A 25626-nucleotide genomic window follows, 5' to 3' on the forward strand; every position below is an offset into this window, starting at 1 on the left:
GACTCCACTGGGGGCCTTGCGGTGGGAGTATCGGGGTGCATCAGCTAGCCCTGGGTGGCTCAAGTGCCCTTTTCGAAGGTCGAGTTGTACGCGGCGATACGCCATGACGCTCGGGTCGAAGGGCTGTCCAGCAGGGCTTTGTCGGCCAAGTACGGGGTGGGCCGGCGGACGGTCGCGATGGCGTTGGAGTCGGTGTGGCCGGCGCCGCGCAAGCAGCTTCCGCCCCGGATCTCACGCCTGGATGCGTTCAAGGCGACCATCGACCAGATCCTGCGCGATGACCTGGACGCGCCGCGCAAGCAGCGGCACACCGTCAAGCGGGTCTTCGACCGGCTGATCGACGAGCACGACGCCCGGGGCGTGACCTACTCGATGGTCCGCGCCTATATCGCCGTGCGCCGTCCGGAGATCCGGGTGGAGGAGGGCCGGGGGCCGCCGCAGGCGTTCGTGCCGCAGACCCACCGCCCCGGCGATGAGGCGGAGGTCGACTTCGGGGACGTGTGGATCCACCTGGACGGCGTGCCTACCAAGGTGTTCCTGTTCTCGCTGCGGCTGTCGTTCAGCGGGAAGTCCGTGCACAAGATCTTTGCTTCGTGCGGGCAGGAAGCGTTCCTGGAAGGCCATGTCCACGCGCTTCAGGTGCTGGGCGGCGTGCCGCGCGGCAAGGTCCGCTACGACAATCTGCGGGCCGCGGTCAGCCAGGTTTTGGGCCGCACCCGGGGCCGGGTGGAAAGCGACCGCTGGGCGGCATTCCGCTCGCATTTCTCGATCAACAGTTTCTACTGCAATCCCGGCATCGAGGGCGCCCACGAGAAGGGCGGCGTCGAGGGGCAGATCGGCTGGTTCCGCAGAAACCACCTGGTCCCCGTCCCGAAGGTCGCCTCGCTGGCCGAGCTGAACGCGATGGTTGAGCGCTGGGACGAGGAGGACGACGCCCGCCGGATCATGCAGCGGGCGCTGACCATCGGTGAGATGTTCGCCGTCGAGCGCCCGCTGCTGGTGGCGCTGCCCGAGGAGGAGTTCGAGACCGGGCTGGTGTCCTCGCTGCGGGTGAACCGCTACAGCCAGGTCAGCGTGCGCACGAATCACTACTCGGTGCCCGTGCGGCTGATCGGCCGGATGGTGCGGGTCGTGCTGCACGCCTCCGAGCTGGTGGTCTACGACGCGCACCGGGAAGTCGCCCGCCACGAGCGGCTGATCGCCAAGGGCGGTGCCCGGCTGGAGCTGGACCACTACCTGGAGGCGCTGGTCCGCAAACCGGGCGCGCTGCCCGGGGCGACCGCGCTGGACCAGGCTCGCTCGGCGGGCAGGTTCACCCCGGTGCACGACGCCTGGTGGCAGGCGGCCTGCACCGCCCACGGTGACGCGGAGGGCACCCGGGCGCTGATCTCCGTCCTGCTGCTGCACCGGCACATGGTCCACGAGCACGTGGTCGCCGGGATCGCGACCGCGCTGCGGGCCGGCGCGCTGACCGCCGACGCGGTCGCGTTGGAGGCCCGCAAGTGGGGCGAGGCCGACCAGGGCGCCGACCAGCCGGCCGACCACGACATACCGCCGCGGCGGGTAGACGGCGGGGCGACGGTGACCTCGCTGACCGAGCGGCGCCTGGCCGCGCTGCCGCCCGACCCCAGGCCGCTGCCGTCGGTGGCCGCCTACGACCAGCTGCTGCGATTCCGCCGGCGTCCCGCCGACGGCCAGGCATAACGAGGAAGAGGCACCGTGACCGCCAAGCGCAACCGCGGACTGACCGAACAGGCCGCCGACACCGCCGTGGACCAGGCATGCCGGATGCTCCGGCTGCCCACCATCCGCACTCAGTACCCCGACCTGGCCGAAGCCGCCGCCCGTGACCAGATGACGTATCGCGGATTCCTGGCCGAACTGCTGCTGTCCGAATGCGACGACCGGGCCCGCCGGCGCTCGGAGCGGCGGATCAAGGCGGCCGGATTTCCGCGCGAGAAATCGATCCGGCAGTTCGACTTCGACGCCAACCCGGTTATCGACGCGGCGGCTATCCATACCCTCGCCAAATGCGACTGGGTCAAGAAGGGCCTGCCGCTGTGTCTGATCGGCGACAGCGGGACCGGGAAGTCGCACCTGCTCATCGCGCTGGGCACCGAGGCGGCGATGCACGAGTACCGGGTGAAGTATGTGCTGGCCACCAAGCTCGTCAACGAGCTCGTGGAAGCCGCGGACGAGAAGCTGCTGGCCAAGACCATCGCCCGCTACGGCCGCGTCGACCTTCTTTGTATTGATGAATTGGGCTATATGGAGCTTGACCGTCGCGGGGCGGAACTGCTGTTCCAGGTTTTGACGGAGCGTGAGGAAAAGAATTCCGTGGCGATTGCCTCCAACGAATCCTTCGGTGGCTGGACGAAAACCTTTACGGATCCACGGCTCTGCGCGGCCATAGTGGACAGGTTGACGTTCGGCGGGAACATCATCGAGACCGGCACCGACTCCTACCGCCTCGCTGCCACCCGCGCCCGCGCCGCACAGCAGGCCGCCGCGGGCTGACCGGGCGGCGCCCGCCGCCCGGCCCGGATGTCTTCTCTCCGGTCCTACGGTCCTGCCGGCCGGGAAGCGGTGCGGAGCCGGGAGACGGCCTGCTGCAGATCGGCGAAGGCGCGTTCTTCCTCGCGCGGCCCGACGCGGGCGGCGGAAAGGACGCTGTCCCGCGAAGCGCGGATACGGGCATAGGCGTCGAAGCAGGTGAGGACCTCCTGGACCGCAAGCTCCTGCCGGGTGGGCGGAGGCGGAGAGGAGGGACCGTTCGGGGATGACATCGCCAGACTCTTGTCTTGTTGCGGAGCTACGGGCCGGGAAGAAGGGGCACGTCCGTCAGGCGCCGCATGCCCAGTTCGTCCAGCACACGCAGGTTGCGGGGCGAGGCACGGCTGATGACGAACCGCATGCCGGAACGGCGGGCGGAGGCCGCGGCTGCCAGGAGCAGTCCGCGCACCTCGGGGGCGAGATAGGTGACCTTTCCGAGGTCCACTTCCATGACGCTGGGGGCTCGGGCGAACGCTCTCAGAAGTCTCCTGCGGACGCGAGGCACCTTGCTCGCGGCCAGCTCTCCCCGCAGCCGGACGACGGTCCGGTCACGATGGCGGGGAGGAGGTCTGAGCTGCACGGCAAGCCTTCCGGGCGCGACGGACACGTCGCCGACCAGACTTCCCGGCACACCACCCGCCCCTGAACGCGGGACGAGCTGTCACCACCCTATGGGCCGCCGCGGCCACCAGCACAGTCCAGACGTCATCCGGGAAGCCACGCGTCCTGCCACTGGGGGTGCAGTTCGAAGGGCAGGGCAAGGGCGCGGAGAGTCTGTGCGGCGAAGACAGGGTCCAGCGGCCACTTCGGATCCTGCGGGTCCTGACAGCGGATCCGCTGTTCGCAGTCGCCCAGCACCGACCGGAGTGCCCGAACGCGGTCAAGGATCTGCCTCGGGACGGGACAGACGCAGCCTTCGAGCACGGCAGTGCGCGCTCCCGGCTCTCCCGAGGCGACGGCAGGGCAGACCAGCTCGTGGAACAACTCGGCCTGCGATGCGGTCTCTGCCAAGCGAGCCCTCACGAAGGTGATCAGCTCGTCCGTGCTCGACTTCGCGCGCATGTGTCCTCCCAGGCCGCAGACCCACACCGATCGTCCCACGTGTGTTCCCACGATCAGTGGGCCCTGGGCAACAACGCCCTCGAACCCCTGCCCCGGCACGGGCTCAGCCCGCCGCAGCGGGGCCGCCAGGTGGAGTCATTTCTCACCTACAAAACCGGGTCCCCCAGGCGCCGGGTGGAGTCAGAACCCACCTACAAGTGGAGTCAACCGTCACCTACGAAGCCAGTCAACGCTGTCACTCCTGGTCTGGTGGTCTGCCGTCCGTGTGGAGGTCAGGGTCGGTGGGGTGGTCGGAGCGGGCATGGAGGGTGTCGTGTCCGCGGAGATCGTGTAGCCGGACCCGAAGCCCCAGCGCTGCGGGCGGTAGCCGAAGGACGTGAGGACCGAGACGAGGGCGCGGTGCATCGCAGTGGTGGCCGTCTCGTAGCGCCGTCTCGTGTCGGCGAACAGGTCGTCGGGGCGGTCCTGGCTGTCGAGATCCGCGCCATCGAGCCGCGCGTGGGTGAACCAGTCGACGTGCACCTGTTGCTCAAGGATGTAGACAGCGAATCCGCCGGCCCCGCCACCGTCCCGTTTCTGCGTGAGTCCGGCGCTCTCCAGGTCGAACTGCACCCGCAGCGCGAGCTCTTCGGGCGCGCTCACGCGATGGTGCCTTCCGCAGCGCGTACCTGTCCGGTGTCGGCGATCGGCGGGGCGCCGGCCGTGGCGTACGGGTCGGGCAGCGGGGTCGCCTGCACCCATCCCCCCGTCGGCGCCCAGTAGGTCATGTTCGCGGTGGCGTGGCGGGTGACGGGCTCGGTGGCGCCGTCCAGGAGCACGCGCAGGTATTGCCCGGCGGTGTCGACGATCGCGCCCTCTCCGTCGGCGTGCCTGACCCGGCCGCCGATCGCCGCGCGGACACCGAACCGCTCGGGCAGCCGGTAGTAGGTGTTGATGTAGTCCAGCTGGCCGGCCTGCCGGTTGCGGGTGTGGACGATGCCGTCCAGGTCGTCGTCGTGGTCGTACGGCACGGGGTCCTCCTGCTGAGGGATGGGCTGCGTCTGCTGGTTGACTGCGGAACACTGGAGGCTCGGGTCCCCGGCAGCTGACATGCCGGGGACCCGAGCCCTGGTGTGGTCGGCCTGACCGGGCGGGTTAGGGCCGACGGGTGGATCTGGAGGGTCAGGCAGCGGGCAGGGGCCCGACCGTCTCGGGTGCCGGCTGCGGGTTGAGGAACCGGCCGTAGGCGGTCTCGGCAAACCACCACGTCTCGGGGGTGTGCCGCCGCTTCGGCCGCCACGGGCGCGGCTCCGCCAGCGTCTCCAGCTCGCCGTCCTCGTGCTCAAGGCAGACACCGATGCCGTAGAGGCCGAACTCCAGCACCTTCTCGGGCCAACTCAGGCTCGGGGCACTCGTGATGACCACCCGGCGGGCACAGAACTGCGTGAACCGTGACGCCGCGGCCAGCGCCGCTTGGGAGGCACTCCTGGCCCGCACCGTGGCCAGCGTGACCCGGCACGGGCGGGTCACGTGGCGGACGACCTGGCCGCCATTGACTGTGCAGATCCCGGCCGGCGCCTGCCGGACGTACTCCCGCTGATGGCTGTTCAGTGCGGAGAGCGGGACGGGTAGACCGTGTGGAAGGCCCATCAGCACATCGAGTCCGCCGAAACCGTAGCCGGTGGCGACACCCAGCCCGGCGGCACGACGCCGCTCATGTTCCACGTCGTCGATGTCGAGATGAAGCATCGCTTCGCCCACGCCGCGCGGCGCGGAGACCGTGACCATCACCGTCCGTCCCTCCTACTGGTCCAGGGCGCGCAGCAGGTTACGGGCGACGGCCTGGGCGTGCTGGCGCAGCGGGAGGTCCTGCTTGTTCCAGGTCGCGGCGATGTAGTTGAGGAGCTCCGCCGCGGAACGGTCGGCGTCGGACGGGTTGCTGATGAGAACCCGGTCGGCGGCCTGCGCGATGTCGGCGGCAGGGGTCGACGGCTTCTGGTCACTTTCGGCGGATTCGAAGCCCAGGACCAGGAGGTAGCGACCACCGGAACGGGTCTGGACGGTGATGGTGTCCTCGCCCTGGTAGTCCGGACTGGCCACGCAGAAGTTGCGGTCGTTGAGGATCGCGGCGGCCACGGCCTCGTTCAGTAACGGATCGGGCAGGATGTCGTCGTCGGTCGGCGGCGCATCCCGCAGGGTGAGGGTGAAGACGGCCCCGTCCGGGGTCGTGAACCGCACGGTGTCACCGCCGGCCTCACCGTCGGCGGCGAGAAGGTGCGGGCTGTTGCGCAGCGCGGCGGCGATGCGCTCGGGGTCGTAGTCGGCGTCGATCAGCGGACTCTTGTCGCGGTCGATAGCCGGGAATTCGGTGGAGGTCACGAATTTCCTTATTTCAGGTCGAGATCGATGTAATCAATGTCGTTCAGGATGACTTCTGAGAGTCCCACGGCGCGTCTTCCGCCGTCCTGGAAATAGATTTCTTTAAGGCCCTCGGCGACGATTTCGCGCATCTCCTGGTCGCTGGCGCCTGCGTCGCGGGCGTCGAACAGGCGCTGCGCGTACGACGGCGGGAGGTGCACGGTGAGTCGCCGGAAGCGGCCGTCGTCGGTCGATCCGGGTCCGGCCTTGTACCCGACCTGAGCCCTGGTCTCCACCGTGACCCCGCCGACGGTGGCGGCGTGGTTGCGGCGGCGCTTGCGTACGCCCGGCTGCCAGCGCGACCGGATGGCTCCGTCGATCTTCGACGCGATCTCCTTCGGCGGGTGCTTGCGCGCCCCGCGCCGATAGCGGCTGACGGAGTCGGCGGTGACGCCGATCTCCTGGGCAACGGCCTTCGCGCTGCCCAACTGCCGTACCAGGAAGTTGATCTGGCCCTTGAGCGTCTTGGGCAGCTCCTGGGTGAAGGTCTCCTGCTCGGCACGCGCGATGGCGTCCTCGATCTCGCCCACGTTCAGCTCCCTACGGGGGTCGGGTCCTGGCCGTCGGGGTCGACGAGCAGGAACCAGGTCTCGCGCGTCTCGCGCAGGTCGTGCCGCCACAGCTCGAACCGCGCCGAAGTACGGCGCATGCGCATGGACAACTGCAGGGCTTCCATACGCGCCTCCAGGCGGTCCAGCGTCCGCTCCAGCTCCGCACCGGCCTCCAGCGACGGCGTGCCGCTTCGGGCGGATCCGCCCGAAGCGGGGGACGTTCGGGTGTCGGTGGCCACGCCCTATTCGCCTTCGTCCAGGACGGCGTCGTGACCGTCGCCCTTGATGTGACGGGCGGGGTTGTAGCCCTGCTCCATCAGGTCGACCGCCCACGCCAAGTCCCGCACGCCCTCCAACTTGGCGAGGCCGGGCGTCGGCCCGAGGCGGAAGGTGCCCTGCTGCGGCTTGCCGGAGGCCGCGTACGGCAGGAAGTCCAGCGGGGAGGCGCCCGGCGAGGCGTAGACGACGCAGTCGGACAGCACCGCGAGCGGGTACAGGCCTGTCAGCTTCGCCATGTTGTTGAGCTTGCGGTGCATGTTGACCCGCGCCTTGGAGGTGACGGCGTTGCGGATCCACGGAGCCCACGTGGCGCGCTGCATGGCCGGCCACGGTTCGCCGTCGCGGTGGCCCTTGCCCTGCGGTCCCTCGAAGAGTTTGCCGATGCCGCCCTTCACCGTGCCCTTGATCGCTGCGAGGACCGCCGTCAGGACCGGGTCGACCTGCTTGTGCTGCTCCATCGCCGCGAGGAACTCGGTGTCCGTGAGGTCCTTGGTGACGCCGAGGTCGGCGAGGGTGTCGACGAAAGCCGTCTTGAGCCGGTCGTGCCACGGATCCAGGTACGCGCCCTTCTCCCTGCGCAGGTACGCCTCGATCGGGGCGACGTTGAAGCCGAGCTCCTGGGCGTAGGCGACGGTGTTCGTCTGGTACCAGGCCGGGCCTGTCGGACGGGAGCCGTCCGACGTGAACGGCGAGGGCAGGCGCGGGTCCAGCTCGATGTGGGAGAGATCGACCAGCCAGCTGCCGGGGATCTTCGGGTTGAACACCGGGGCGTAGAAATGGTCCGGGGCGGACAGGCCGACGGTGAGCCGGGCCGAGGCGGCGAGGAACGCCGTGTTCAGGTCTAGCCCGACCGCGTAGGGCATCGCGCCCTCTGTACCGGTGAGGAGGTCCACCGGCCGCACCCACTCGTACGCCTCCTCATGAACGAACCCGCCCGTCCAGCCCTGTGCGACGGGGTGTTCGGGCCTCGCCTCCGGCGGCGCCGGATCCAGCGGCTCCGTACCGAGCGAACCCGGGTTATGGCCGCTCACCCAGTTGCCGGTCTCCTTGTCCTGCACGGGGCGGGTCGGCGGCCGCAGCGCCGTCATCAGCTCCAGCCCGTTGACCGCCGTGCTGCCGCGCGGGGTGATGACCCGCTGGGCGTACACCCCCAGGACGCGGGCGATGTCGGCCGGCTCCATCTCCGTCTCCGTGACCCCGGGCCAGGACCGGCCATCGAGGGCGTCCCACGGCAGGATCGCGAGTTGCACGCACTGCCGCTCACGCCCCTGAGCCTTGCGGTAGATACGGGCCCACGGGCCGAACCCGCGCCTGGTGAGCTGCCACTTCGCCTTCAGTACCTGCTTGACGACCGGGTGGTCCTCCTCCAGGCGCAGGCCCCGGCGGTCCTCCAGGCGCTCCGGCAGGCCGAACTTCACCGCGGCGGCCGCGGTGATGACGATCAGCGGGTCGGAGTCCTTGCCGAAATTGTGCAGCTTCTTCGCACCGAGGCCGGACGCCTTGAGCGTCCACTCCACCAGCTCCACCACGGTGGTCGCCGGGCAGTCGAGCACGATGCCGTCGACGCCGTACGCGTTGCCGTCGCCGTCCAGCACCGCGAGCGGACCGTGCGGGAACCGCGCGTCGACCGCGGGCACGGCACGCTGCTGCGCCGGTCGGCGCGAGGTTGACGCCGCACGCCGGGCGACGGTGGTCTCAGGCTCCGGGGCGGCCGGGACAGCGGGCGTCTCCACAACGGCGGGCGCCTCGGGCCCGGTCGGGCCGGTGAACGTCTCCGGGACCGGTGCCGCCTGCGGTGCGGCTGGTGCGGGAGCCGGGGTGGTGCCGGGCGCGGGGTAGCGCTCCGCCCAGCCGTCCAGCAGTCGCTTGTACGCCGACAGCCGCGGCTCCTTGGGCTCGCTCCTTCCGTTTTCCCAGTTCTTCACCGTCTGCTCGGTCACGCCCAGGGCCTTCGCCACCCGGGTCTGGGGGACGCCGGCCGCCTCGCGCAGTCGGGCACGCTCTGCCGGGGGCGGGAGCAGTGGCTCCTCCTCCAGCAGAGCTTCGACGTTCGCGAACAGCTCTTCCTGAGATGCCATGTGTCAGTACCTCCATCCAGGAGGTTAGCACTGCTTACCCTTCCGTTTAACCCCTCACTTTACTCTTTCGGGTGACGTGGCATGCGGATGTGACTGCGATGCGCCGGTTTGGTGTCAGTGGGTGATGTCAGTGACGGCATGTCAGGTCACTGCGTTTTCGCTGGTGGTGGGGTGTTGAGCTTGGCGGGTCACTGACATGGGGCGGTGTGTGGTGTCGTTGTGGCTGTCATGGGGCGGCACACCCCGCTCCATTCGGCCATTCATCCGAACGAGTAAAATTTGAGGTTAAATATTAGGGTAAGTTCTGCTAGGGTCCTGGATGGAGGTACTGACACATGGCATCTCAGGAAGATCTGATCCGCTCGACACCCACACTGCAGCGTGCTGCGCCGTTCCAGGCGGACGGCACCGACCCGGGCGCTGACGGAGGCCTGGGGTGACGATGGGCGCGCGCCAGTTCAGCAGCGATCCGCTCCACCGGGTCTCCGAGTACGAGACCGCCGGTGTGAACGCCCAGGTCCAGGTCCACGCCGTCCTGGCGGCCGCAGGATTCAGCACCGAGGCGGCCGACGAACTCGTCTGCGCCGTCGAGGCCGGGGCCGTTGCCGGGGCGCAGCGCCACGTGGTCGAGCGGGACGGGTCGGCTCTCCCCGAGCGGGGTGAGGCCTACGGCAAGGGCTGGCGCGACGGCGTCGCGGCCGTCTTCAGCGACCTGGCCGGCGTCGCCGACTTCCGCTACCAGCGGCGCGGGGGCGCGGCCTCCGCCAGGCGGTTCCTAGCCCACCAGGCGCGGCAGGAGGCGTCCGCGCAGCCAACTCCCGCCCGCAGGCGGACGGTTGAGGGAGGCGAGGCGTCCCCGGAGCTGGTCGGGCAGGTGCTCGCCATCTGTGAGCAGCACTACGCGGCGGTGACCGCGACCACATCCGAGACGTGGGACACGGAGTTCTCGCGGGAGCTTGTGGGAGTCGCGCTGCTGACCGTGCGCGTGGCGGAGCGCGAGAACTATCCGCAGGCGCTCTCGGAGTATCTGCGGGAGAAGCGGAAGCGGCTGGAGCAGCTGTGGCTCCGCTACGGGCCCGGCGGCATGTTCGCGGGCGAGCTCGTTCTGATCGACCTGCCCGTGTGCTTCCTCCTGTGCGAGAGGATCGACAGCGATCCGATGTGGCTGGGAGGGGTCTGGGGCCAGGAGGGTCACGAGGAGACCGCGCTGGAGCGGCTGAGCGACGCCTGGCTGTACGACACGCGAGAGAGGGACGAGCGGTGACCGGGATCAAGCTGCGCGACCACCAGGTTGAAGCCGTGGCCGCCATCGTGCGGGGCCTGGACATCCCGCCCGGCGGGATCCCGGCGAACGGCCTGCGCGGACAGGTGCACGCGGCGTGCGGGACGGGCAAGACCATCATCGCCGCCGCCGCGGCGAAGCGGATCGCGCCCAGGGGGCGCGTCCTCGTGCTGGTGCCGACGCTGGACCTGCTGACCCAGACCATCCGGGCGTGGCGCGCGGCCGGCCACAACGGCCCTGCCGTCGCGGTGTGCTCGCTCCACGACGACCCCGAACTGTGGACCCTGAAGGTCCGTTGCACCACCAACCCCATCCAGCTGGCGCTGTGGCACGGCGACGGGCCGATCACCATCTACGCCACGTACGCCTCGCTCGGCGTCCTGGACGAAGCCTTCGCCGGTGTGTACGGCCAGCAGCTCTCCCCCATGGACCTGGTATGTGTCGACGAGGCCCACCGCACAAGTGGATCTCTGGGGAAGGCGTGGGCCGCCGTCCACGACCAGGAGGTCATCCCGGCGGCGCGGCGGCTGTATCTAACGGCGACGCCGCGGATCTGGCAGGAGCGCCCCCCGCACTGGGAGGTCGCCGAGGGGGTGCGCGACGCGCTGCCGGAGGAACTGGCGGCCTCCATGGACGACGAAGACGTCTTCGGTCCGGTGCTCTACAAGCTCTCCATGGCGTCGGCGGTCTCCCGCGGCCTGCTCGCCCGCTACCAGATCATCGTCATGGAGCTGAGGGACCCGGTCGTCACCCCGGAGCGGCTGATGGGCGATGAACGGCGTAGCGAGGAGGTGCGCGGGCAGCGGCTCGGGGCACTCCACGCGGCGCTGCTGCGGACCATGGCGGAGCACAATCTCAGCACGTGCATCACCTTCCACCACCGGACGATCGAGGCACAGGCCTACGCCGAGGGGCTGGAGCGCGTCGCGGCGAAGCTGCACGCCGACCAGCCCGAGACGTACCCGGCGAAGATCTGGGCCGACTGGCTGTGCGGCGAACACGACCCGGAGCGCCGGCGCGGGGTCCTCGGTGAGTTCGCCACCACCGCCAGGCGGGCGATCCTGTCGAACTGCCGCGTCCTGGGCGAGGGCGTCGACATCCGGGCCGTGGACTGCGTTGCCCTCCTGGACCCCAAGGGGGCGCCCCACGACATCGTCCAGGCCATCGGCCGGGCCCTGCGGCAGCAGCCGGGACAGAACAAGCTGGCCTCGCTGATCGTGCCCGTCTTCCTCCAGCCGGGAGAAGAGCCCGAGGAGATGTTCACCTCCGGCTCCTACCGGCCCCTGGTAAAGGTTCTTCAAGGGCTGCGGGCTCATGACGAGGAGGCCGTGGAACTGCTCGCGATCCCGCAGGAGCCCCAGAAGGCCGACGTGCAGCCGTCCACGTACATCGGCACGCCTCCCAAGGACGGCGAGGAGGAATCCCGTCTGCTGCTGCGCTTCGCGGCCCCGCGTGACCCGAACACGGTCGCGGACTGGGTCTCCTTCAACGTCATCGACACGGAACGGCAGGACTGGGCCCGCGGCTGGGCGGCGCTGAAGAAGTTCACCGAGCGCGAGAAGCACGCCCGGGTGCCCTACGGCCACAAGGAAGGCGCCTACCCGCTCGGACAGTGGAACGCGGAACAGCGACGGGCCTACGGCGCGGGGCAGATGAACGGCCAACGCGCCCGGCGGCTGGAGCAGTTGGGCATGGTGTGGTCGGTGGCCGATGAGAAGTTCCAGGAGAACCTGGAGGCCGCGAAGGCGTACTACGAAGATCACTGGAGCCTCTGTGCTCCGAGGTCCGCCGTAGCCCTGGACAGGCCGGTAGGACAGTGGTTGAGCAACCTGCGCCGCGCGGGTGCGCTGGAGGGCCACCCGGAGTGGGAGACCGCGCTCCAGGAGGTCGACCCGGACTGGAATCCGGATTGGCCGGCCGACTGGCAGCGGCACTTCGCGGCCGTGCGGGAGTTGCTGCGCGATGAGGACCAGACCGAGGTCCTGCCCGGCATGACCATCCACGGCCAGGACGTCGGACGATGGCTCAACAAGCAGCGCCAGCACGCCACTTGGGCGACGCTGAAGACCGGGCAGCGCGAGCGCCTGGAGCAGCTCGGCATCGTACCGCTGGCCCCGCCCGCGGAGGCGCCCGTGAAGGCGGCCAACGCACCGCTGGGGGCCTTCGAGTTGGGTCTGGCGGCCCTGGCTCAGTACAAGGCCCGTACGGGCTCGGTGACGGTGCCCAGGGGGCACGCAGAGACGATTGCCGTCGACGGCCAGGAGCACGCGATCAAGCTCGGGGTGTGGGTGATGAACCTCAAGGGCCGCAGGGCGAAGCTGACCAGCGACAAGCTTCGGCAGCTCTCGGAACTCGGGTTGGCGTGGGCGGCGGAGGAAGCGGCAGCGTGATGGCCGGTGACAGCTCCCAGGAGCAGCGGGTGCAGGCGGCCGTGTGTCGGCACCGCCGGGAGATGGACTGGTTCTGGGCGGAGAAGGTCTTCTCGTTCGTCATGTCCGATCCGCAGGTACAGCGAGCGCGGGCCCAAGCCGAGGCGGCGGAGGCGCAGTTCGGCCTGGAGCTGCGCGCCCGTCTCCAGCCTTTCCAGGGCCGCTACGACCAAGCGGTGCACGACGGCGACGTGGCCCTGCTCACCGGGATCTGTCCCGGCAAGCACGGCCGCTGGGGACGGATCTGCGTCTTGGACGAAGGGCACGAGACGTCGATGGAGGAACCGCACTGGGGACACAACAGCGAGGGCCAGCCCATCGCGTGGGTGGGAAACGCCCCCGACGACTGGTGAGCACCCCCGGCCGTACTGCGGCGGTCGGCTCTTCCGGACGGAACGCCAGGGAAAGGCGGACCACGCACGCACGACGTTCGCGTCGAGCACGAAGGAGCCAACGGCACCGATCCCCACGATTCCGCTCCCTGGGAGCCATCTCGCCCCTGTCCCCCCTCTTGACGTGGGCAGCGCATGGCGCAGATCGTGTTCGTTCGCGCCACGTTCCACGGGAAGGGGACGACACCCTGACGTCGCACACGGGCCGGACGGCGGACTTGACGCGCTTCTTGCCGACCGACCCGAAGGACGACGCAGCCCGGCTGGTCACCCACCACGATCTGCACATCCCCTTGCAACGCCGGCTGCAGCACCCGCTGGGGATGAGCGAGGACGACCTCACCCACGCCGTGGAACCGGCGTGTCGGCCACCCGCCCCGGAGTGAGCGATGCCCGTCGGACGCCCCGAACGCTCGCACCCGAGGACAGCGGGCGGAGGGAATGACCGACTACTGCGCCCAGACCATCCGCAGGACGACGGTGCGGCGCACCCCCGCATCCAGCAACGCCTGCGCCCGGTGCTGACCGTTGATGTAACCCGGATTCCTGGAGGGCTGGATCGCGTCGGCCACGTTGAACAGCGTGGCCAACGCCTCGACCTGCCACCGGCTCGCCCCTGCCGCGTCAGCATGAGCGACGGCGTACTGCTCCATGTCCTGCGGGGCGACCGGCTGCGCGCGGGCCTGCTTCAGCACGTCCAGCGCCATCGCGCTGACCTCGTGCCAGTCGCCGCCGTGATACCAGCAGCACCCCCGGGCCCCACGCCGGGGCCAGGCCTGGCGTGCCCAGCGCCGCCACCACGTCACGCCGACCGGCATGCACTCCGGCTTCCTGAAGGGGCGGGGACGGGCGAGGCGGACCACCGTGAACTCCTCGAACACCAGGTCCGGTTCCGGCTCCTCAGGGCGCGGGACATAGCCGTCGCCACACCCCTCCTCGACCCGCGTGCCAACCAGTTCCTTCAGTTGCTCCACGGTGATGGCAGACCAGCGGGGGTTCTGCGGCCGGTAGGGCTGTCCCTCGGTGAAACGCACCACCTGGAATCCTGTCGGCAGGGCCTCTCCCTCGGAACCCAGGAGCCGCTGCACCCACACGGGCGGGAGTACCTCCTGCGGGCAGTACCGCTCCCACGCCGCGGCGGCGAACGCTTCCACCGCGTTCGTCAGGCTCATACCCTCACCCATCACCTGGGTGACCACCACGACAGGCCGTGCCCCGTCCGCGGTGAACAACTGCAGTCGGCACGTTGACGACTGCCCTGAGGTCACCAGCGCGCTGAACATGTGCTCGTCCACCGTGCGCCGACGAGGCGCCGACAGTCCGTCGAGGCCAATTGGTTCCCGCCTGCTGGCCGCGACGGCGGAGAGGTCATCGTCCATCCCTCGATCATCCCCCGAATCCCCGACCGCACGGGCCGCCCGACCGCCGGTACCACGGGGGCGCCGTCCGCTTCTCGGTGAAGCCGCAGTTGTACCGTCAGAAACTCGGCAGAATACGCCGCATGACGAGTACGGATGCTCAGATATCAGACAGTGCCGTGCAGTTGATCGGCTCAGCGGACGGGGTGGCTTTCGAGAACTGGCGGGGGTTGGAGAGCACTCCCGTCACCGACTTGCTGAACATTGCCCAGGCCGACGGCATCCCTGTCGCGTGGGTTCCACCGGCTGAGGTACTGGGCGCGCTGCTGGCCGTCAGCGGGCACGAGGCCCGGCTGCAAGTCCTCAGCGAGTTCGAGGACACGATCCTCTCTGCCTGCGAGGCGGAGATCGACGCCTGCGGGGACGAATGGATGCGCGCGGACGTCGCTCTCGCGCACCGGGTATTCGCGGCCTTCCGGGCGGGCCATCGTGAGGCAGCAGCTTGCCTGGCCCTGCTGGGCACCGAGGACACGTTCTACGACGTCATGAACGTGCCCCGCGACCCTGAGGAATTCAAGCAGTTCAGCCCCTGGGAGCAGAAGTACCAGAAGGAGGAGATCAAGGAGCGCACCCCCGACATCGAGGACAAGAAGCTGGACAAGGACGTCCAGGCGTGGGTGAGGAGGCGGACCAGCTACGCGGGCCTGTCACGGAAGGCCCAATACCGTAAGCCTGCGTCGCCTGCGTGGGGAGACGGCCTGGATCCGATGGCACTCTTCCTGCCTCTGAAATCCCTGTATACGAGATACCAGGCTTCTAAGGGCGATCCGATGCCGCCGAACCTGTCCCGCCACCTGGTCGCGCACCGTCCCTCCCTGGAGCACCTCAATCAAGGTCACTGCCTCATCGCCGTGATGCTGATGACATCGTTCTTCGCCCAGAAGCAGACGTACTGCATCGACGCACGGATGGACGACGCCGAGCCCGACTACGGGGATGCCTGACCGCAACACGTCCGCCAGTCCCAACCTCGTCTTCACCCGCTTCCGAACCGGCCGGCCGTTCAACGCCCCTGGACGCCGTCCGCTTCAGGGCCGCCAAACGGTACGAAACACCCGCCCTCCTCGCCCCGCAGTACATCCCCGCCGCCGCACCGTGACCCGGATCACACCAGCGTGGGGGAAATTCATTGCCGGTGGCCCCGCTCCCCGGGACCGAGAGGTGAAGCACCCCCTCGTGCAAGGAGCAGCGCGCAGTGAATCCCCAGAACGCCGAGTCGACCCGCGACTGGTACGTCGCCGTGCCCGAGCGCCGCGCCGGAGACAGGGCCGAGTTCGTCGCCGTCATGCAGGACGGCATCCGTCTGGAAAGCCGGGATGGACTCCGTCGCCGCCACGGCAGCCTCGAAGCACTCAGTGATCTGCCGGTGCCGGACCTTCCGGGAGGGCCGCCGGACCTCGTGCAGGCCATGATTATCCGCAGTACCGAGTACGGCCGGACGACGTCCACACTGGGCCGCCCGCTCACGCCCGCCGAGCGGGACATTTCCCTCGACCACGTCGCCAAGGCCTTGGTGGTCCATCGCAGCCCTCGGTGGCGCGAGGCCGTGTCCACCGCCCTTCTCGGCGACTGGTGCGATCCGCTGTGGAAGACCGGTTATCTGCCCGCCACGGCGATCGGAGCGCTGAGGGCGGAGGCCCGTACTCTGCACCGGCAGTTGGTGCCGGTGTCGCAACGCGGCAGCCGGCGCGGGCGGGTGCTGTCCCTGGACGCTGACCTCGGCGGGCTGTCGCTGTACGACCTGGTCGCCGCCGACGTCGACCTGCTCGCGTTCACGGCGGGCGGCGTGTTCGAGGACAAGGGCCTCAACTCCGTACTGCGTGCCCTGACCCCGGCGGAGCGCAGGGTCGTCTTCGCGTACGCCGAAGGCGAGGGCACCACCTGGACCGAAGCCGCCGCCACCACCGGCGCCGCCGGCCCGGAGGCCTTCGGCGAGCGGGTCCGGCGCAAGGCCAAGCGACTCGCGGCCGAACAGGCCCGGCGCGCCGGACAGAGCCACCCCGGTCCGGCCAGTGACTGACCGGAGCCGCCTGCGGCCTTCAAGATTTATTGCCGGTCGGGCCGTCGCCCGGGACCGAGAGATGAAGGGACGACAAACCGCGAAGGAGCCCACCCCCTTGAGCAACAACCTCGACCAGCCGTCGACCACCTCCCACCTCCCCTACTTCTCCACCCACATAGCTGTCATCCGCTGGGACGAACCCCTGGTGTCTCGCCTCCCGGAGGGGATGCGCGACGGCGGGGCCCTGGCGGTCGCGGTGGACACCGGCATCCGCCTCGTCGGCACCCGGGACGTACATCCCGACGACGCCACCAGCGGGATGCGTCCGCGGGAACTGGCCACCACCGTTGCGGCCATGGGGGAAGTGCTGCGTGATCCCAGCCCTGACCATGCAGACCTGGTGGCTGCCCGCGTACTGGTCCTGCCTTGCAGCGACCGGTGGCGGGAAGCTGTGGAGACCGCGCTGCTCGGCAGCTGGAGCGATCCTCTGTGGAAGACCGGGCACCTTCCCACGACCGCGCTCGGCGCGCTGAAGGCGGAGGCCCGCACGCTGCACCGGCAACTGGTGCCCGTCTGGCGGCACGGGACCCGGGCCGGGCGGGTGCTGTCCCTGGACGCCGACCTCGGCGGCCTGTCGCTGTACGACCTCGTTGCCGCCGACGTCGACCTGCTCGCGCACACGGCGGGCGGCGTGTTCGAAGACGAGCGCCTCAACCGTGTGCTGCGCCACCTGACCGGGGCCGAGCAGCAGGTGGTGTTCGCATACGCCTCGCGTGAGGGCACCACCTGGACCGAGGCCGCCGCGCACACCGGCGCCGCCGGCCCGGAGGCCTTCGGTGAACGCGTACGGCGCAAGGTCAACCGGCTCGCCGCCGAACAACGCCGCCGCGCCGCGCAGCGCCGCCCCGGTTCGCCGACCCTCTGACCCGGCCTCAGCCTCCAGTTCGCCAGTCTTGATTCCCTCATTTCCTCTGGAGTACCGCACCGTGCAAGCCGAAGCCCACCTGCCACTGGGGTACAGCTTCTTCGATCCCATGACAGGAGACCGGGGCACACAGCCTCCCCACGTCGGCCGCATGATTCACACCGTCACGTCCGAGCCGGACGGGATCCGTCTGCTCGGCTCCGGTCTCCCCCACACCCGTATCCCTGGCTGTCCCGAGCCCGAGCTGGTGCAGCCGCTGAAGCTCCGCGGCGAGGTCCTGGGGGTGGTCGGTTACTTCTGCGGCCCAGCCGCGCACCCTCTCTTCCCAGCCCCGGAGCAGGTGGACCGCCTCAGCGCCGAGGTGCTGGTGCTGCCGCGCAGCGAGCGATGGCGCGAGGCCGTGACCACTGCCGTCCTCGGCAACTGGTGCGAGCCGCTGCTGCGCACCGGCTACCTGCCGACCACCGCGCTCGGCGCGCTGAAGGCGGAGGCCCGCACGCTGCACCGGCAACTGGTGCCCGTCTGGCGGCACGGGACCCGGGCCGGGCGGGTGCTGTCCCTGGACGCCGACCTCGGCGGGCTGTCGTTGTACGACCTGGTCGCCCCGGACGTGGACCTGCTCGCCCGCACGGAGGAGGGGGTGTACGCCGACGAGCGGTTGAACACCGTACTGCGCGGCCTCGACCCGGCGGAGCGCGCGGTGGTGTTCGCGTACGCGGAAGGCGATGGCACCACCTGGACCGAAGCCGCCACACACGTTGTCGGCGCCGCCGCCCCAGATGCCCTCGGCGAACGAGTCCGGCGCAAGGTCAAGCGACTCGCCGCCGAACAACGCCGCCGCGCCGCACAGCGGTATCCAGGTCCTCCAGCACCCTGACCCGTCCTCGCACCCCTGCCGCGCAGCTGGGTTGCTCATACCATCACTGCGACTTCCTTCACCTGCGGGCCAGTTGCGCGACTAACCCACACCGGGCAGAGGCTCAGGCGCTCGGCCCTGTCCGCGCTGAGCGCGCAGGCCAGGGCCCATCCGAGGGACCGGAGGCGGGTGTCACCACCCGTGCGGCGGCACAAACTTGCGCGACTAGCCCCCCGCTCCCGCACACTCCGGGCCCTGCCGGAGCTCTCACCCCGCGACACAAGGGGTGAGAGCCCTTCACACTCCACGCCGCATGCGAGACGCGCATGCCCGAACCCACGGGAGAGACCCGCCGTGTCCACGCTCGTCCTGCTCGTTCTCGTCCTGCTTGCCCTGGCCTTCGTTCTCGTCCCCAGCGCCCTCGCGTACCTGGCGTACCGCCACCCCGCCGCGCGCGGGCCGATGACCGTCGGCATCGCCGCCGTAGCGGCCATGGCCTCCATCGTCGTCCCGATCGCTGTCCGCTGAAGTTTCGCTTGGCCACGATCGTCTCCATGGGACCGGCCCGCGCCCACTCCGTCGGCCGGTGGAGAAGAGGATTGGCCTGTTCTGGTGATCCGGATCCCGGAGGACCTTCGCCCGGGACTCGCGCGGCGTGGGCGCGCGACAGTGGGATGGGCGTGCAGGCGGAACTTCAGAAGTGGTGTGGAGGCTCGGCGTGCTACAGGGCGCACCAGGTGACCGGTACGGCTCGCCGAGTGCACGGCAGGTCACCAATGGGTCCCGTGTTCAGCGTGGGGTGATCAGCGGCTCGTCCGATACCGGGCTCCTGGCCCGATGCGGGTCGGCGAGCAGGTTGTGTGTGGCCCGTTGGGCTCGCCAGCGTGCGGCGGCCGCACTCGGGGCACGCCCGCCCGTGTAGAACACGGTCGAGCCGTCCGCGCGTTGCCAGTCGAGCGACCATCGCCACAAGCCGAGGGCCGGGGCCTGGCTCCACAACGGGCGCGCGTCGAACGGCGCCGGGTCGATTTTGGTCCACACCAGCAGGTCGGTTCCCGGCACGGGGACTCGCGAGCTCGCGCAGACATGGCCGGCGCCGGGGGCCTGCCACAACAGAGCGGCGGGCAGCACGTCCATCGCCGACAGTTCCGCCGCATACGCGATCAGATCGGCGACGTCCCACACCAGCGCCAGCGTCAGGGCAGCACGCTGCAGCGGCGGCCAGTCGCCGGGGGCATCAAGCAGCAGCACGTCCACGGCGTCGTCGATCCGGTCCTCGTTCAGCCGGTCCCCAACCTCGAACTCCGCCATCGACTGCACCCGGAACTCACCGCTCCCAGCCGCAGCCTCCTCCACCAGTCCCAGCGCCATCGCCACCATGCCGTGGCTCACCGACAACGCGATCCCCACCTCCCGCAGTTCCTCCGGCGCCAGATGTTCCAACAGCGTCTGCAGGTGACCTGCAACCGCGGCGTTCGCCCTGCTCAACCAGGGCAACTGAACATAAGAGCGCGGCGGGTGGCCCCACACGTGGGCCAGCTTCCACAGACCCGTCAACTCGCGGACGTCGTCTACGCCTTCGAGGCGCTCGGCGAAGTCCAGGGCCGCGTCGACCACCGCGAGGGTGGCCGTGCTCTGCTCGGCGCCGGAGCACCCGGCGAACCGGCACAACGCCGCCGACCGGCCGCCAGCCGGCCCCAGCACCAGAGCGGCATTCTCGAACCTCTGCGCCATCGCTCCTCCCCCGGTCCTGGTCACAGCCGGTCCGCGAACTCGCAGTGGGCGTGCACGGCGACCAGACGCGAAGGATCAGGGGGCGTGGCACCGCTCAGGTCGAGCGGCCCGTACAGCAGGGCCGATCCCCTCCGGCGGGCGGTCTCCAGCCACTCGGCGGACACCGTCGTCAGCTCCGGGGCGGTCCACAGGATGACGTCGTACGCATCGGTGCGCCATTCCCGGCGCGGCCGGTCGGGCAGGAGGGTGGCGTCCAGCAGCCGGACGATGCCGAGCAGAGCGCCTCGCGTGCCGTCGACCTTCAGTACCCACGCCGGATCCTTCTCGGGCAGGCCCTCGGCAACGTAGGGCTCCCAGGCGAGGCGCTCCCGCAGGTCGTCGTATCCGGCCTCGGAGGTCTCGGGGTGCGGGAACAGCCCGAGCGAGGCGATGCGGCCGGACTCGGTCAGTGTCATGTCGGCGCGGACGCCGTACTCGGCGGGGTGTGCGAGGCCGGAGAGGTCGAGGACCGTGCCGGGGTCGGCTTGTCCGGGCTCGCTGTCCGGGAAGGTGAACGTGAAGGGCGACGTGTTCTTGGGGCCGGTGTCCTGGCTGCGCATGAGGCCGGGGTGCTTGTGTCCGTAGAACGTCCACAGGTCCAGCGCGTCCTCCAGGAGTTCCGCGCGGTCGGCGCGGTTCATCATCTCGACCCCGGTCAGCATCATCCGCCCGTCGCCGCCGTGGGCGCGTGCCTGCTGGACGAGGCGGAAGAACCTCTGGCTGGGGGCGGAGGCGAGGCTTCCCGCATCCGGCTCGGTGGCGGCGTGCAGGGTGTAGACGGACCCGGCGGTCACCGTGAGGACGATCGGGTCCTCGTCCAGGAGTTTCACGGCAAGGGCCTGCTGGCACACGGCGCATCGCTCGATGCATGCGCCGATCAGCGCGGACGCGGTCCGCATGTCCGGCGTGGCCTCCACGCCCCATCCACTGGGGTCGGCCGGCTGGAGATCCGTGTTGGACGGTCCGCTGTCGTGCTGGTGGAGGGTGCCGGCGTTGGCGGCGGCGTACGTGGCGCCCCGGCTCCGACTCGTCTTCCTCGCCCGGCTCTTGCGGCCATGGCTCTTGGTCATACGACTCTCACGTTTCCCGCGCCCGGCCCCATGACCCGATGCGCGCGATGAAGAGCAGCATGCGGAAGGCTCAACGGCTGTACGGCCGCCGGAAGTTGACGTTCACTTCGCAGTGATGCTGCACAGACCGGATCCTCGGGCGAGGGTCCGCGGGCACCTTTGCCGTGGTGCGCCCCGGTCATGGGCCAGGGTGCGGGCTTGGGCCGATGCGTCGGCCCAAGCCCGCACAGTACAGCCCCTCGCTGGGCTGTAGAAACCCTTGGCCACACATGCACGCGCTGGGTGCCGTTCCGGCATCTCCCTCGTCGCCCGGCTGCGCGCTCGTGCGCCCGCACCGATGACGCGCACCGACATCCCGGCGGCCCTTCCAACCTCCGCGCAGTACCCGCACCGCCGGCAGATGGACGGGCTGGGCCGTCTCCTGCACCGTTTCCCCGCCTTCCACCAGCCCGTCCCCGGGAAGTGGCAGCTCGGCAGGACCAACATGCAGATCACCGCCCCGCCCTGGGCATAGCGGACACACCACCGGCACTGCAGCGGTCGGTGCGGTGCCGGCATGGACGTCCTCGATGCCGCCGGACTGGCCGCCGCGCTCGATCCGAGGCGGCACGGCGTCCAACTCGGCGACGCTCAAGGGGTGTTGAGTGAGGGAGGCCCTTCGTTCCCGTGGGGTCAGACGCGGAAGAACTGCGCTGCGGCGACGCCCGCCCAGGTCGCGAGTCGGCATACGGTCTCGTGGGATCACAACGGGCTGGTATCCCCGCCGGGCTCGCCTTCCCCAACCTCGGGCGTTTCATCGTTCGTCGGCTCTGCCGGTACGAGGCGATCGGTGTCCGAGAGTTTCAGGGCACGGTGGATGCCGTCGATGGGCGGCGAGTCGTTGTCTGTGACGATGATCTGCAGGCGGTCGACGTGTTCGGTGGCGGTCTGCAGCAGGGTGGCGTACATCTTGCGGAGCCGTTCCAAGTCGACGCCCTCGTGACCGACGTTGCTGCTGATCCCGTCAATGATCAGAAGGTTGGGCAGCGGGATGGCGTCATCGTTGAGCGCCACATTCTGGTGGGCGAGGACGTGGGCCACATTGACAAGGACTTCGACGCCCTGGGACTGAAGGTCGGCGAAGGAGCGTCCGTCGACGACGGGCATGTAGGTGTCTCGGTTGATGCGGGAGCCGGGCTGGTTGTCGAAGCGGGGCGCGTCGAAACTGCGGAGGGTTGCTTCGAACGCCTCGTCGAGCGTGTTCAGACGCTCGTGGACGGCCGTGTTGCTGTGCCGGGCAGCCGCGATGCGGTCGTTGAGGTCTTCCTGCTCCCGCTCCAGCTCGGCGATGCGTTCATTCTGCCCTTGAAGCCGTTCATGGAGGGCCAGGGCGTCGTCGATGCGAGCGAGGTGTTCCTCCAGCCGGGCTTGCTGGGCGGCCACCGAACGGATGCGTTCGGTCTCGTCGGTGAGGTAGGTGGCCGTGGCGCGGTCGAGTTGCTCACCGAGCTCGGTGCGGCGGCGCGCCTGGACGGAGCGGGCGGCCTGGAGTTCGTCGAGGCGGCTCGTGCTGCGCTTGATGAGGTCTTCTGTCTCGGTGACCTGTTCGATGACGCGGTCCTGCTCGGCGGCGAGTGTGGAAGGTGCTGGTGTTTGGGGCGGAGTCTGGAGACACAGCCTGCAGGTGTTCTCGTCGCCACGGTCGGGTACTCCGGCGCCGCAGCGCGGGCACGTGTGGAATTCGAAGTCGTTCAGCAGCCGCTCTGCGACGAGGGCCCGGGTGAGGCGGCGGCTTTGCGCGATGAGCTGGTCACGCAGTTCTTCCAGCCGGGACCGGGAGACGGCCTCGGCCGCAGCGGCGTCGGAGATGCGGCCCAGTTCGGCTTCTGCTTCGCTGATCTGCGTGCGCAGTGAGACGGTGGCGGTGTCGGTGAGCTCCAGGGTCAGGTCCAGGTCGGCCTGCCGGGCCTGGGCGAGCTGTTGCTCGGTCTCCTGCCGTTGCACTTCGAGGTGAGCGCGTGAGGAGAAGACCGTGTTCTCGAGGATGCGCTCCAGGGTGTCCGCATCCGCGGTGAGGGCGTTGAGCTCGGTGGTGACTTTGCGCAGGTGTTCTCGCAGTCCGGCTGCCTCGGGATCGTAGAGGCCGTAGAGGATGTCGAAGACGTACTTGCGCTTGATGTTCTTGTGGTTGTTGTCCGGGGTCCCGAAGACGGAGTTGTCGATCTCCTTCTGCTTGAGGACGCAGTACATGAGGTAGTCGCTGATGGTCACGGGGACCAGGGGGCTCGCGTCATCCGTGGGAGCGCGGGGGACGCGGATGGCAGGCAGGTCCAGCATGTCGAGCCACCAGTTGCGGAACGTCTGGTCATAGCCCGCCTGCAGCTCACTCGCGGGGAGGCGCCAGAGTTCTTGTTGGCCGCCGATTTCGGCGATGTCGACCTTGGAAGTGGTAGTGGTGACCAACTGGCGCACGATACGGAAGCGGCGCTCGCCGATGAGTACGGTGCCGGAGATCGTCCGTCCCCTCAGTTCGGGGACGACCTTCACGTCGGCGCCCAGAAGGGCCCGCAGACAGCTGACGGTGGCGGTCTTGCCGCCGCTCATCGCGCCGACGATGGCGTTCATGCCGGGTTCGAAGCGTACGGTGCGGCTGGTGCCGACCAAGGTCAGTTCTTCGATCCGAAGTCTCACAGGTGGGTCCCCCAGTCCGCCTCGACGATGTCGGGGAACGTCTCGTAGATGAGGTCCTTCAGCTTGGTGCCGGTCAAGTCGAGGTGCCGGCGCAGGAGCAGCGCGCGGTTGCGGACAGGGCGCCAGCTCTCGGTCTTCGCCAGGGCGACAGCAACGTCGTGTCCGGCCGCAGTGGTGCAGTAGGTGGCGACAGCGCCCTCATGCTTGGGCTCGATAAGGCCCTTGCCCGTGAGGGCACCGAGCAGCGCGTAGTAGGCCGGGTCCCAGGGCCCGTACCGGTAGCGGATCATGCTCTGTTCGATCGCGCCGGTCAACCAGGGGTCTTCACCGACGTCCGTATCGGGCCGCCGGACAGCCATGAGCTTTCTGAAGTGCTGGGGATAGCGCAGCAGGAAGTCGAGCTTGGCCAGCTTCATCCGGCCCTCGATGCCCTTGTTCCGCTTGGTCCCGGAGAAGACGTCGATCAGGAGCAGCAGGCGTGCCTGGGCGTCGGCAGAGGGCGGCTGCCCGTCGGCCGGCGGCGCTGCGGCCGTGGGCGCGGCCGTGTCAGGAGGCGTCACGGGCGTTCCCCCAGTTGAATCGGCACTGATCCGACACGGCGCAGGCCCGTCCCATGAGCAGGACACCGTCCTGGGCGTACAGAGGCCGACGGTCGTAGGCGGCCGCGTTGTGCTGCAGTTCGACCTGCAGGTCGTCGAAGATGACGTCCGCCGGGCGGGCGTGCTCGGCATGGGTGCGCCCGATGCGGCGTGCCAGGAGCAACAATCGCTGGTCGAGGTCTGTCTCCATGGCCGGGTCGTCGGGCCAGGTACCGAGGGCTGCTTCGCGGAGCAGGTGATGGTCGGCGTTGGCCCGCATCATCTGCGCGTCCTGGATGACGTCTTTGGACGCGGCTCCCTGCCGGAGTTTCCGGACGAGGTTGGTCTCGGAGCCGTTCAGCTGCTGGGAAAGGTCTTGCAGCAGAACGTGGTCGGGACGCGTCAGCCGTTGCCGTACGTCGGCGATGACTCCAGCAGAGATGCGCTTGTTCAGTACGGCGGGCGGCGGGTCGTCGACGGCCAGCAGCTCGGTCCAGCGGGCCCCCGGACGGCCCTGCGTGGCTTCCCGGGTACGGCGCAGCAACTCCGTGTAGAGGGCGTCGATCGTGGCCATCGGCAGCCCGGGCCCCAGATCGGCGAGCACGCGGGTGTTGTGTGCTTCGACGCTCTCCCGGCGGACGAAGGCCCGGACCTGGACGAGGCCCAGGAACTCGCTCAGATGGTCGTCATCTGTGACCTTCAGGTGGGTGGCGACACGCTTGCGGCACGACTCGTGGTCACCGCCCTGTCCGCGTGACAATGCCATCACGAGGGCGTCGGCAGGGTCGAGATACCCCTCGATACCAGCGGTCAGTTGATAGACCTGTCCGGTTCCCCGTACCGCAGTGTGGGTGCGCCATAGGCTCTTCAACGGCTTCTTGGCGATCACGTCCGCGAGCGTCCAGGGCTCAACCGCGTCCCGGGTCTTGATCTGCTGATAGTCCCAGAACAGTTTGCCATCCACGCATCGGGCGTCGTCCCTGCGTGCGACGACGATGTCCTCGATGTGCTCGCACGTGACGTGCTCGACTGTCCCGCCCGCCAGCATTTCCAAGACCGCCTGTACAGCGATGTGGACCTGATACTCGTACCGCCGCAACGTGGCCGAGCCCGAATCGTCCGGTGCCTCGATCTCGATCGGATCGGCCATCCGCCCCCCAACTCGTTACCTTCCGAGCACGCAGCGTAAAGCGTTTGCGATCTTTCGTCGACGGCATGAGCAACGCCGTCCGAGAAAGGCGCAGTTGGCCGGAGTACGGCGTGCGAGAACAAGCGCGGGAGCGCGGACGGCTTTCCTGAAAGCAGTGACGG

28 protein-coding genes are annotated in these 25626 nt (G+C 69.3%); 12 read left to right on the forward strand and 16 right to left on the reverse strand.

Annotated features, from left to right (window positions below; genetic code table 11):
- Positions 1 to 63: 63 nt before the first annotated feature.
- Both istA and istB read left to right on the forward strand, forming a co-directional pair.
- Complete coding sequence (gene istA, locus OG714_RS54325) at positions 64 to 1704, forward strand: IS21 family transposase (protein ID WP_331731995.1); 1641 nt, start codon at positions 64 to 66, stop codon at positions 1702 to 1704.
- A gap of 15 nt (positions 1705 to 1719) precedes the next feature.
- Complete coding sequence (gene istB, locus OG714_RS54330; RefSeq protein ID WP_331731998.1) at positions 1720 to 2517, forward strand: IS21-like element helper ATPase IstB; 798 nt, start codon at positions 1720 to 1722, stop codon at positions 2515 to 2517.
- 44 nt (positions 2518 to 2561) lie between these two features.
- Here the strand turns inward: istB and OG714_RS54335 are convergent, their stop codons facing one another.
- The 10 genes from OG714_RS54335 to tap all read right to left on the reverse strand — a co-directional run bounded on the left by OG714_RS54335 (position 2562) and on the right by tap (position 8920).
- Positions 2562 to 2786 (reverse strand): hypothetical protein, encoded by a 225-nt coding sequence (locus OG714_RS54335; RefSeq protein ID WP_331732001.1) that lies wholly within the window; start codon positions 2784 to 2786, stop codon positions 2562 to 2564.
- Positions 2787 to 2812: 26 nt separating this feature from the next.
- Complete coding sequence (locus OG714_RS54340) at positions 2813 to 3184, reverse strand: STAS domain-containing protein (protein ID WP_331732004.1); 372 nt, start codon at positions 3182 to 3184, stop codon at positions 2813 to 2815.
- A 74-nt stretch (positions 3185 to 3258) separates the two neighbouring features.
- On the reverse strand, positions 3259 to 3615 hold the full coding sequence (locus tag OG714_RS54345; protein ID WP_331732006.1) for a DUF6221 family protein: 357 nt from the start codon (positions 3613 to 3615) through the stop codon (positions 3259 to 3261).
- A 210-nt stretch (positions 3616 to 3825) separates the two neighbouring features.
- Complete coding sequence (locus tag OG714_RS54350) at positions 3826 to 4257, reverse strand: hypothetical protein (RefSeq protein ID WP_331732009.1); 432 nt, start codon at positions 4255 to 4257, stop codon at positions 3826 to 3828.
- Entirely contained in the window at positions 4254 to 4625 is a 372-nt protein-coding gene (locus OG714_RS54355; RefSeq protein WP_406132268.1) for a hypothetical protein, read from the reverse strand. Before OG714_RS54355 ends, OG714_RS54350 begins: the two co-directional genes overlap by 4 nt.
- A gap of 151 nt (positions 4626 to 4776) precedes the next feature.
- Entirely contained in the window at positions 4777 to 5385 is a 609-nt protein-coding gene (locus OG714_RS54360) for a hypothetical protein (RefSeq protein WP_406132270.1), read from the reverse strand.
- Between the two features lie 12 nt (positions 5386 to 5397).
- Positions 5398 to 5973 (reverse strand): hypothetical protein, encoded by a 576-nt coding sequence (locus OG714_RS54365; RefSeq protein WP_331732018.1) that lies wholly within the window; start codon positions 5971 to 5973, stop codon positions 5398 to 5400.
- An 8-nt stretch (positions 5974 to 5981) separates the two neighbouring features.
- On the reverse strand, positions 5982 to 6542 hold the full coding sequence (gene tpg, locus OG714_RS54370) for a telomere-protecting terminal protein Tpg (RefSeq protein WP_331732021.1): 561 nt from the start codon (positions 6540 to 6542) through the stop codon (positions 5982 to 5984).
- 2 nt (positions 6543 to 6544) lie between these two features.
- On the reverse strand, positions 6545 to 6802 hold the full coding sequence (locus OG714_RS54375; protein WP_331732025.1) for a hypothetical protein: 258 nt from the start codon (positions 6800 to 6802) through the stop codon (positions 6545 to 6547).
- A 3-nt stretch (positions 6803 to 6805) separates the two neighbouring features.
- Entirely contained in the window at positions 6806 to 8920 is a 2115-nt protein-coding gene (tap, locus tag OG714_RS54380) for a telomere-associated protein Tap (protein ID WP_331732028.1), read from the reverse strand.
- A 442-nt stretch (positions 8921 to 9362) separates the two neighbouring features.
- Between tap and OG714_RS54385 the strand changes: the two genes are divergently transcribed.
- The 4 genes from OG714_RS54385 (at position 9363) to OG714_RS54400 (ending at position 13409) form a co-directional block, all read left to right on the forward strand.
- Positions 9363 to 10184 (forward strand): hypothetical protein, encoded by an 822-nt coding sequence (locus OG714_RS54385; RefSeq protein ID WP_331732707.1) that lies wholly within the window; start codon positions 9363 to 9365, stop codon positions 10182 to 10184.
- Positions 10181 to 12592: a Helicase associated domain protein gene (locus OG714_RS54390; RefSeq protein ID WP_331732031.1), complete on the forward strand. Its 2412-nt coding sequence runs from the start codon at positions 10181 to 10183 to the stop codon at positions 12590 to 12592. Before OG714_RS54385 ends, OG714_RS54390 begins: the two co-directional genes overlap by 4 nt.
- Positions 12592 to 12984 (forward strand): hypothetical protein, encoded by a 393-nt coding sequence (locus OG714_RS54395; RefSeq protein WP_331732034.1) that lies wholly within the window; start codon positions 12592 to 12594, stop codon positions 12982 to 12984. The genes OG714_RS54390 and OG714_RS54395 overlap by 1 nt, the downstream gene beginning before the upstream one ends.
- A gap of 257 nt (positions 12985 to 13241) precedes the next feature.
- Positions 13242 to 13409 carry a hypothetical protein gene (locus OG714_RS54400; protein WP_331732037.1) on the forward strand — a complete coding sequence of 56 codons (168 nt, stop codon included), beginning with the start codon at positions 13242 to 13244 and terminating at the stop codon, positions 13407 to 13409.
- A 63-nt stretch (positions 13410 to 13472) separates the two neighbouring features.
- Here the strand turns inward: OG714_RS54400 and OG714_RS54405 are convergent, their stop codons facing one another.
- Positions 13473 to 14402 carry a hypothetical protein gene (locus tag OG714_RS54405; RefSeq protein WP_331732040.1) on the reverse strand — a complete coding sequence of 310 codons (930 nt, stop codon included), beginning with the start codon at positions 14400 to 14402 and terminating at the stop codon, positions 13473 to 13475.
- A 158-nt stretch (positions 14403 to 14560) separates the two neighbouring features.
- On the opposite strand from OG714_RS54405, the gene OG714_RS54410 reads away from it, so the two are divergent.
- The 5 genes from OG714_RS54410 to OG714_RS54430 all read left to right on the forward strand — a co-directional run bounded on the left by OG714_RS54410 (position 14561) and on the right by OG714_RS54430 (position 18752).
- Positions 14561 to 15385 carry a hypothetical protein gene (locus tag OG714_RS54410; RefSeq protein ID WP_406132271.1) on the forward strand — a complete coding sequence of 275 codons (825 nt, stop codon included), beginning with the start codon at positions 14561 to 14563 and terminating at the stop codon, positions 15383 to 15385.
- A gap of 251 nt (positions 15386 to 15636) precedes the next feature.
- Positions 15637 to 16461 carry a hypothetical protein gene (locus OG714_RS54415; protein WP_331732046.1) on the forward strand — a complete coding sequence of 275 codons (825 nt, stop codon included), beginning with the start codon at positions 15637 to 15639 and terminating at the stop codon, positions 16459 to 16461.
- Positions 16462 to 16558: 97 nt separating this feature from the next.
- Positions 16559 to 17368 (forward strand): hypothetical protein, encoded by an 810-nt coding sequence (locus OG714_RS54420; RefSeq protein WP_331732049.1) that lies wholly within the window; start codon positions 16559 to 16561, stop codon positions 17366 to 17368.
- A gap of 151 nt (positions 17369 to 17519) precedes the next feature.
- The gene (locus OG714_RS54425) at positions 17520 to 18245 is read left to right on the forward strand and encodes a hypothetical protein (protein WP_331732051.1); all 726 of its coding nucleotides are present in this window, start codon (positions 17520 to 17522) and stop codon (positions 18243 to 18245) included.
- A gap of 333 nt (positions 18246 to 18578) precedes the next feature.
- Entirely contained in the window at positions 18579 to 18752 is a 174-nt protein-coding gene (locus OG714_RS54430) for a hypothetical protein (protein ID WP_331732055.1), read from the forward strand.
- 261 nt (positions 18753 to 19013) lie between these two features.
- On the opposite strand, the gene OG714_RS54435 is transcribed toward OG714_RS54430, so the two are convergent.
- Both OG714_RS54435 and OG714_RS54440 read right to left on the reverse strand, forming a co-directional pair.
- The gene (locus OG714_RS54435) at positions 19014 to 19958 is read right to left on the reverse strand and encodes a hypothetical protein (RefSeq protein WP_331732058.1); all 945 of its coding nucleotides are present in this window, start codon (positions 19956 to 19958) and stop codon (positions 19014 to 19016) included.
- A 20-nt stretch (positions 19959 to 19978) separates the two neighbouring features.
- On the reverse strand, positions 19979 to 21067 hold the full coding sequence (locus OG714_RS54440) for a hypothetical protein (protein ID WP_331732061.1): 1089 nt from the start codon (positions 21065 to 21067) through the stop codon (positions 19979 to 19981).
- Positions 21068 to 21404: 337 nt separating this feature from the next.
- On the opposite strand from OG714_RS54440, the gene OG714_RS54445 reads away from it, so the two are divergent.
- A complete protein-coding gene (locus tag OG714_RS54445; protein WP_331732065.1) occupies positions 21405 to 21581 on the forward strand; it encodes a hypothetical protein in 177 nt (58 codons plus the stop codon).
- Positions 21582 to 21808: 227 nt separating this feature from the next.
- Here the strand turns inward: OG714_RS54445 and OG714_RS54450 are convergent, their stop codons facing one another.
- Genes OG714_RS54450 through OG714_RS54460 form a run of 3 tightly spaced genes read right to left on the reverse strand, consistent with a single transcriptional unit; the run spans position 21809 to position 25465 of the window.
- Positions 21809 to 23737 (reverse strand): hypothetical protein, encoded by a 1929-nt coding sequence (locus OG714_RS54450; protein ID WP_331732068.1) that lies wholly within the window; start codon positions 23735 to 23737, stop codon positions 21809 to 21811.
- Positions 23734 to 24297 carry a hypothetical protein gene (locus OG714_RS54455; protein ID WP_331732071.1) on the reverse strand — a complete coding sequence of 188 codons (564 nt, stop codon included), beginning with the start codon at positions 24295 to 24297 and terminating at the stop codon, positions 23734 to 23736. Before OG714_RS54455 ends, OG714_RS54450 begins: the two co-directional genes overlap by 4 nt.
- On the reverse strand, positions 24284 to 25465 hold the full coding sequence (locus OG714_RS54460; RefSeq protein ID WP_331732075.1) for a dsDNA nuclease domain-containing protein: 1182 nt from the start codon (positions 25463 to 25465) through the stop codon (positions 24284 to 24286). Before OG714_RS54460 ends, OG714_RS54455 begins: the two co-directional genes overlap by 14 nt.
- Between the last annotated feature and the right edge of the window lie 161 nt (positions 25466 to 25626).

Origin of the sequence: Streptomyces sp. NBC_00989, assembly GCF_045162655.1 — a bacterium.
Classification (GTDB): domain Bacteria; phylum Actinomycetota; class Actinomycetes; order Streptomycetales; family Streptomycetaceae; genus Streptomyces.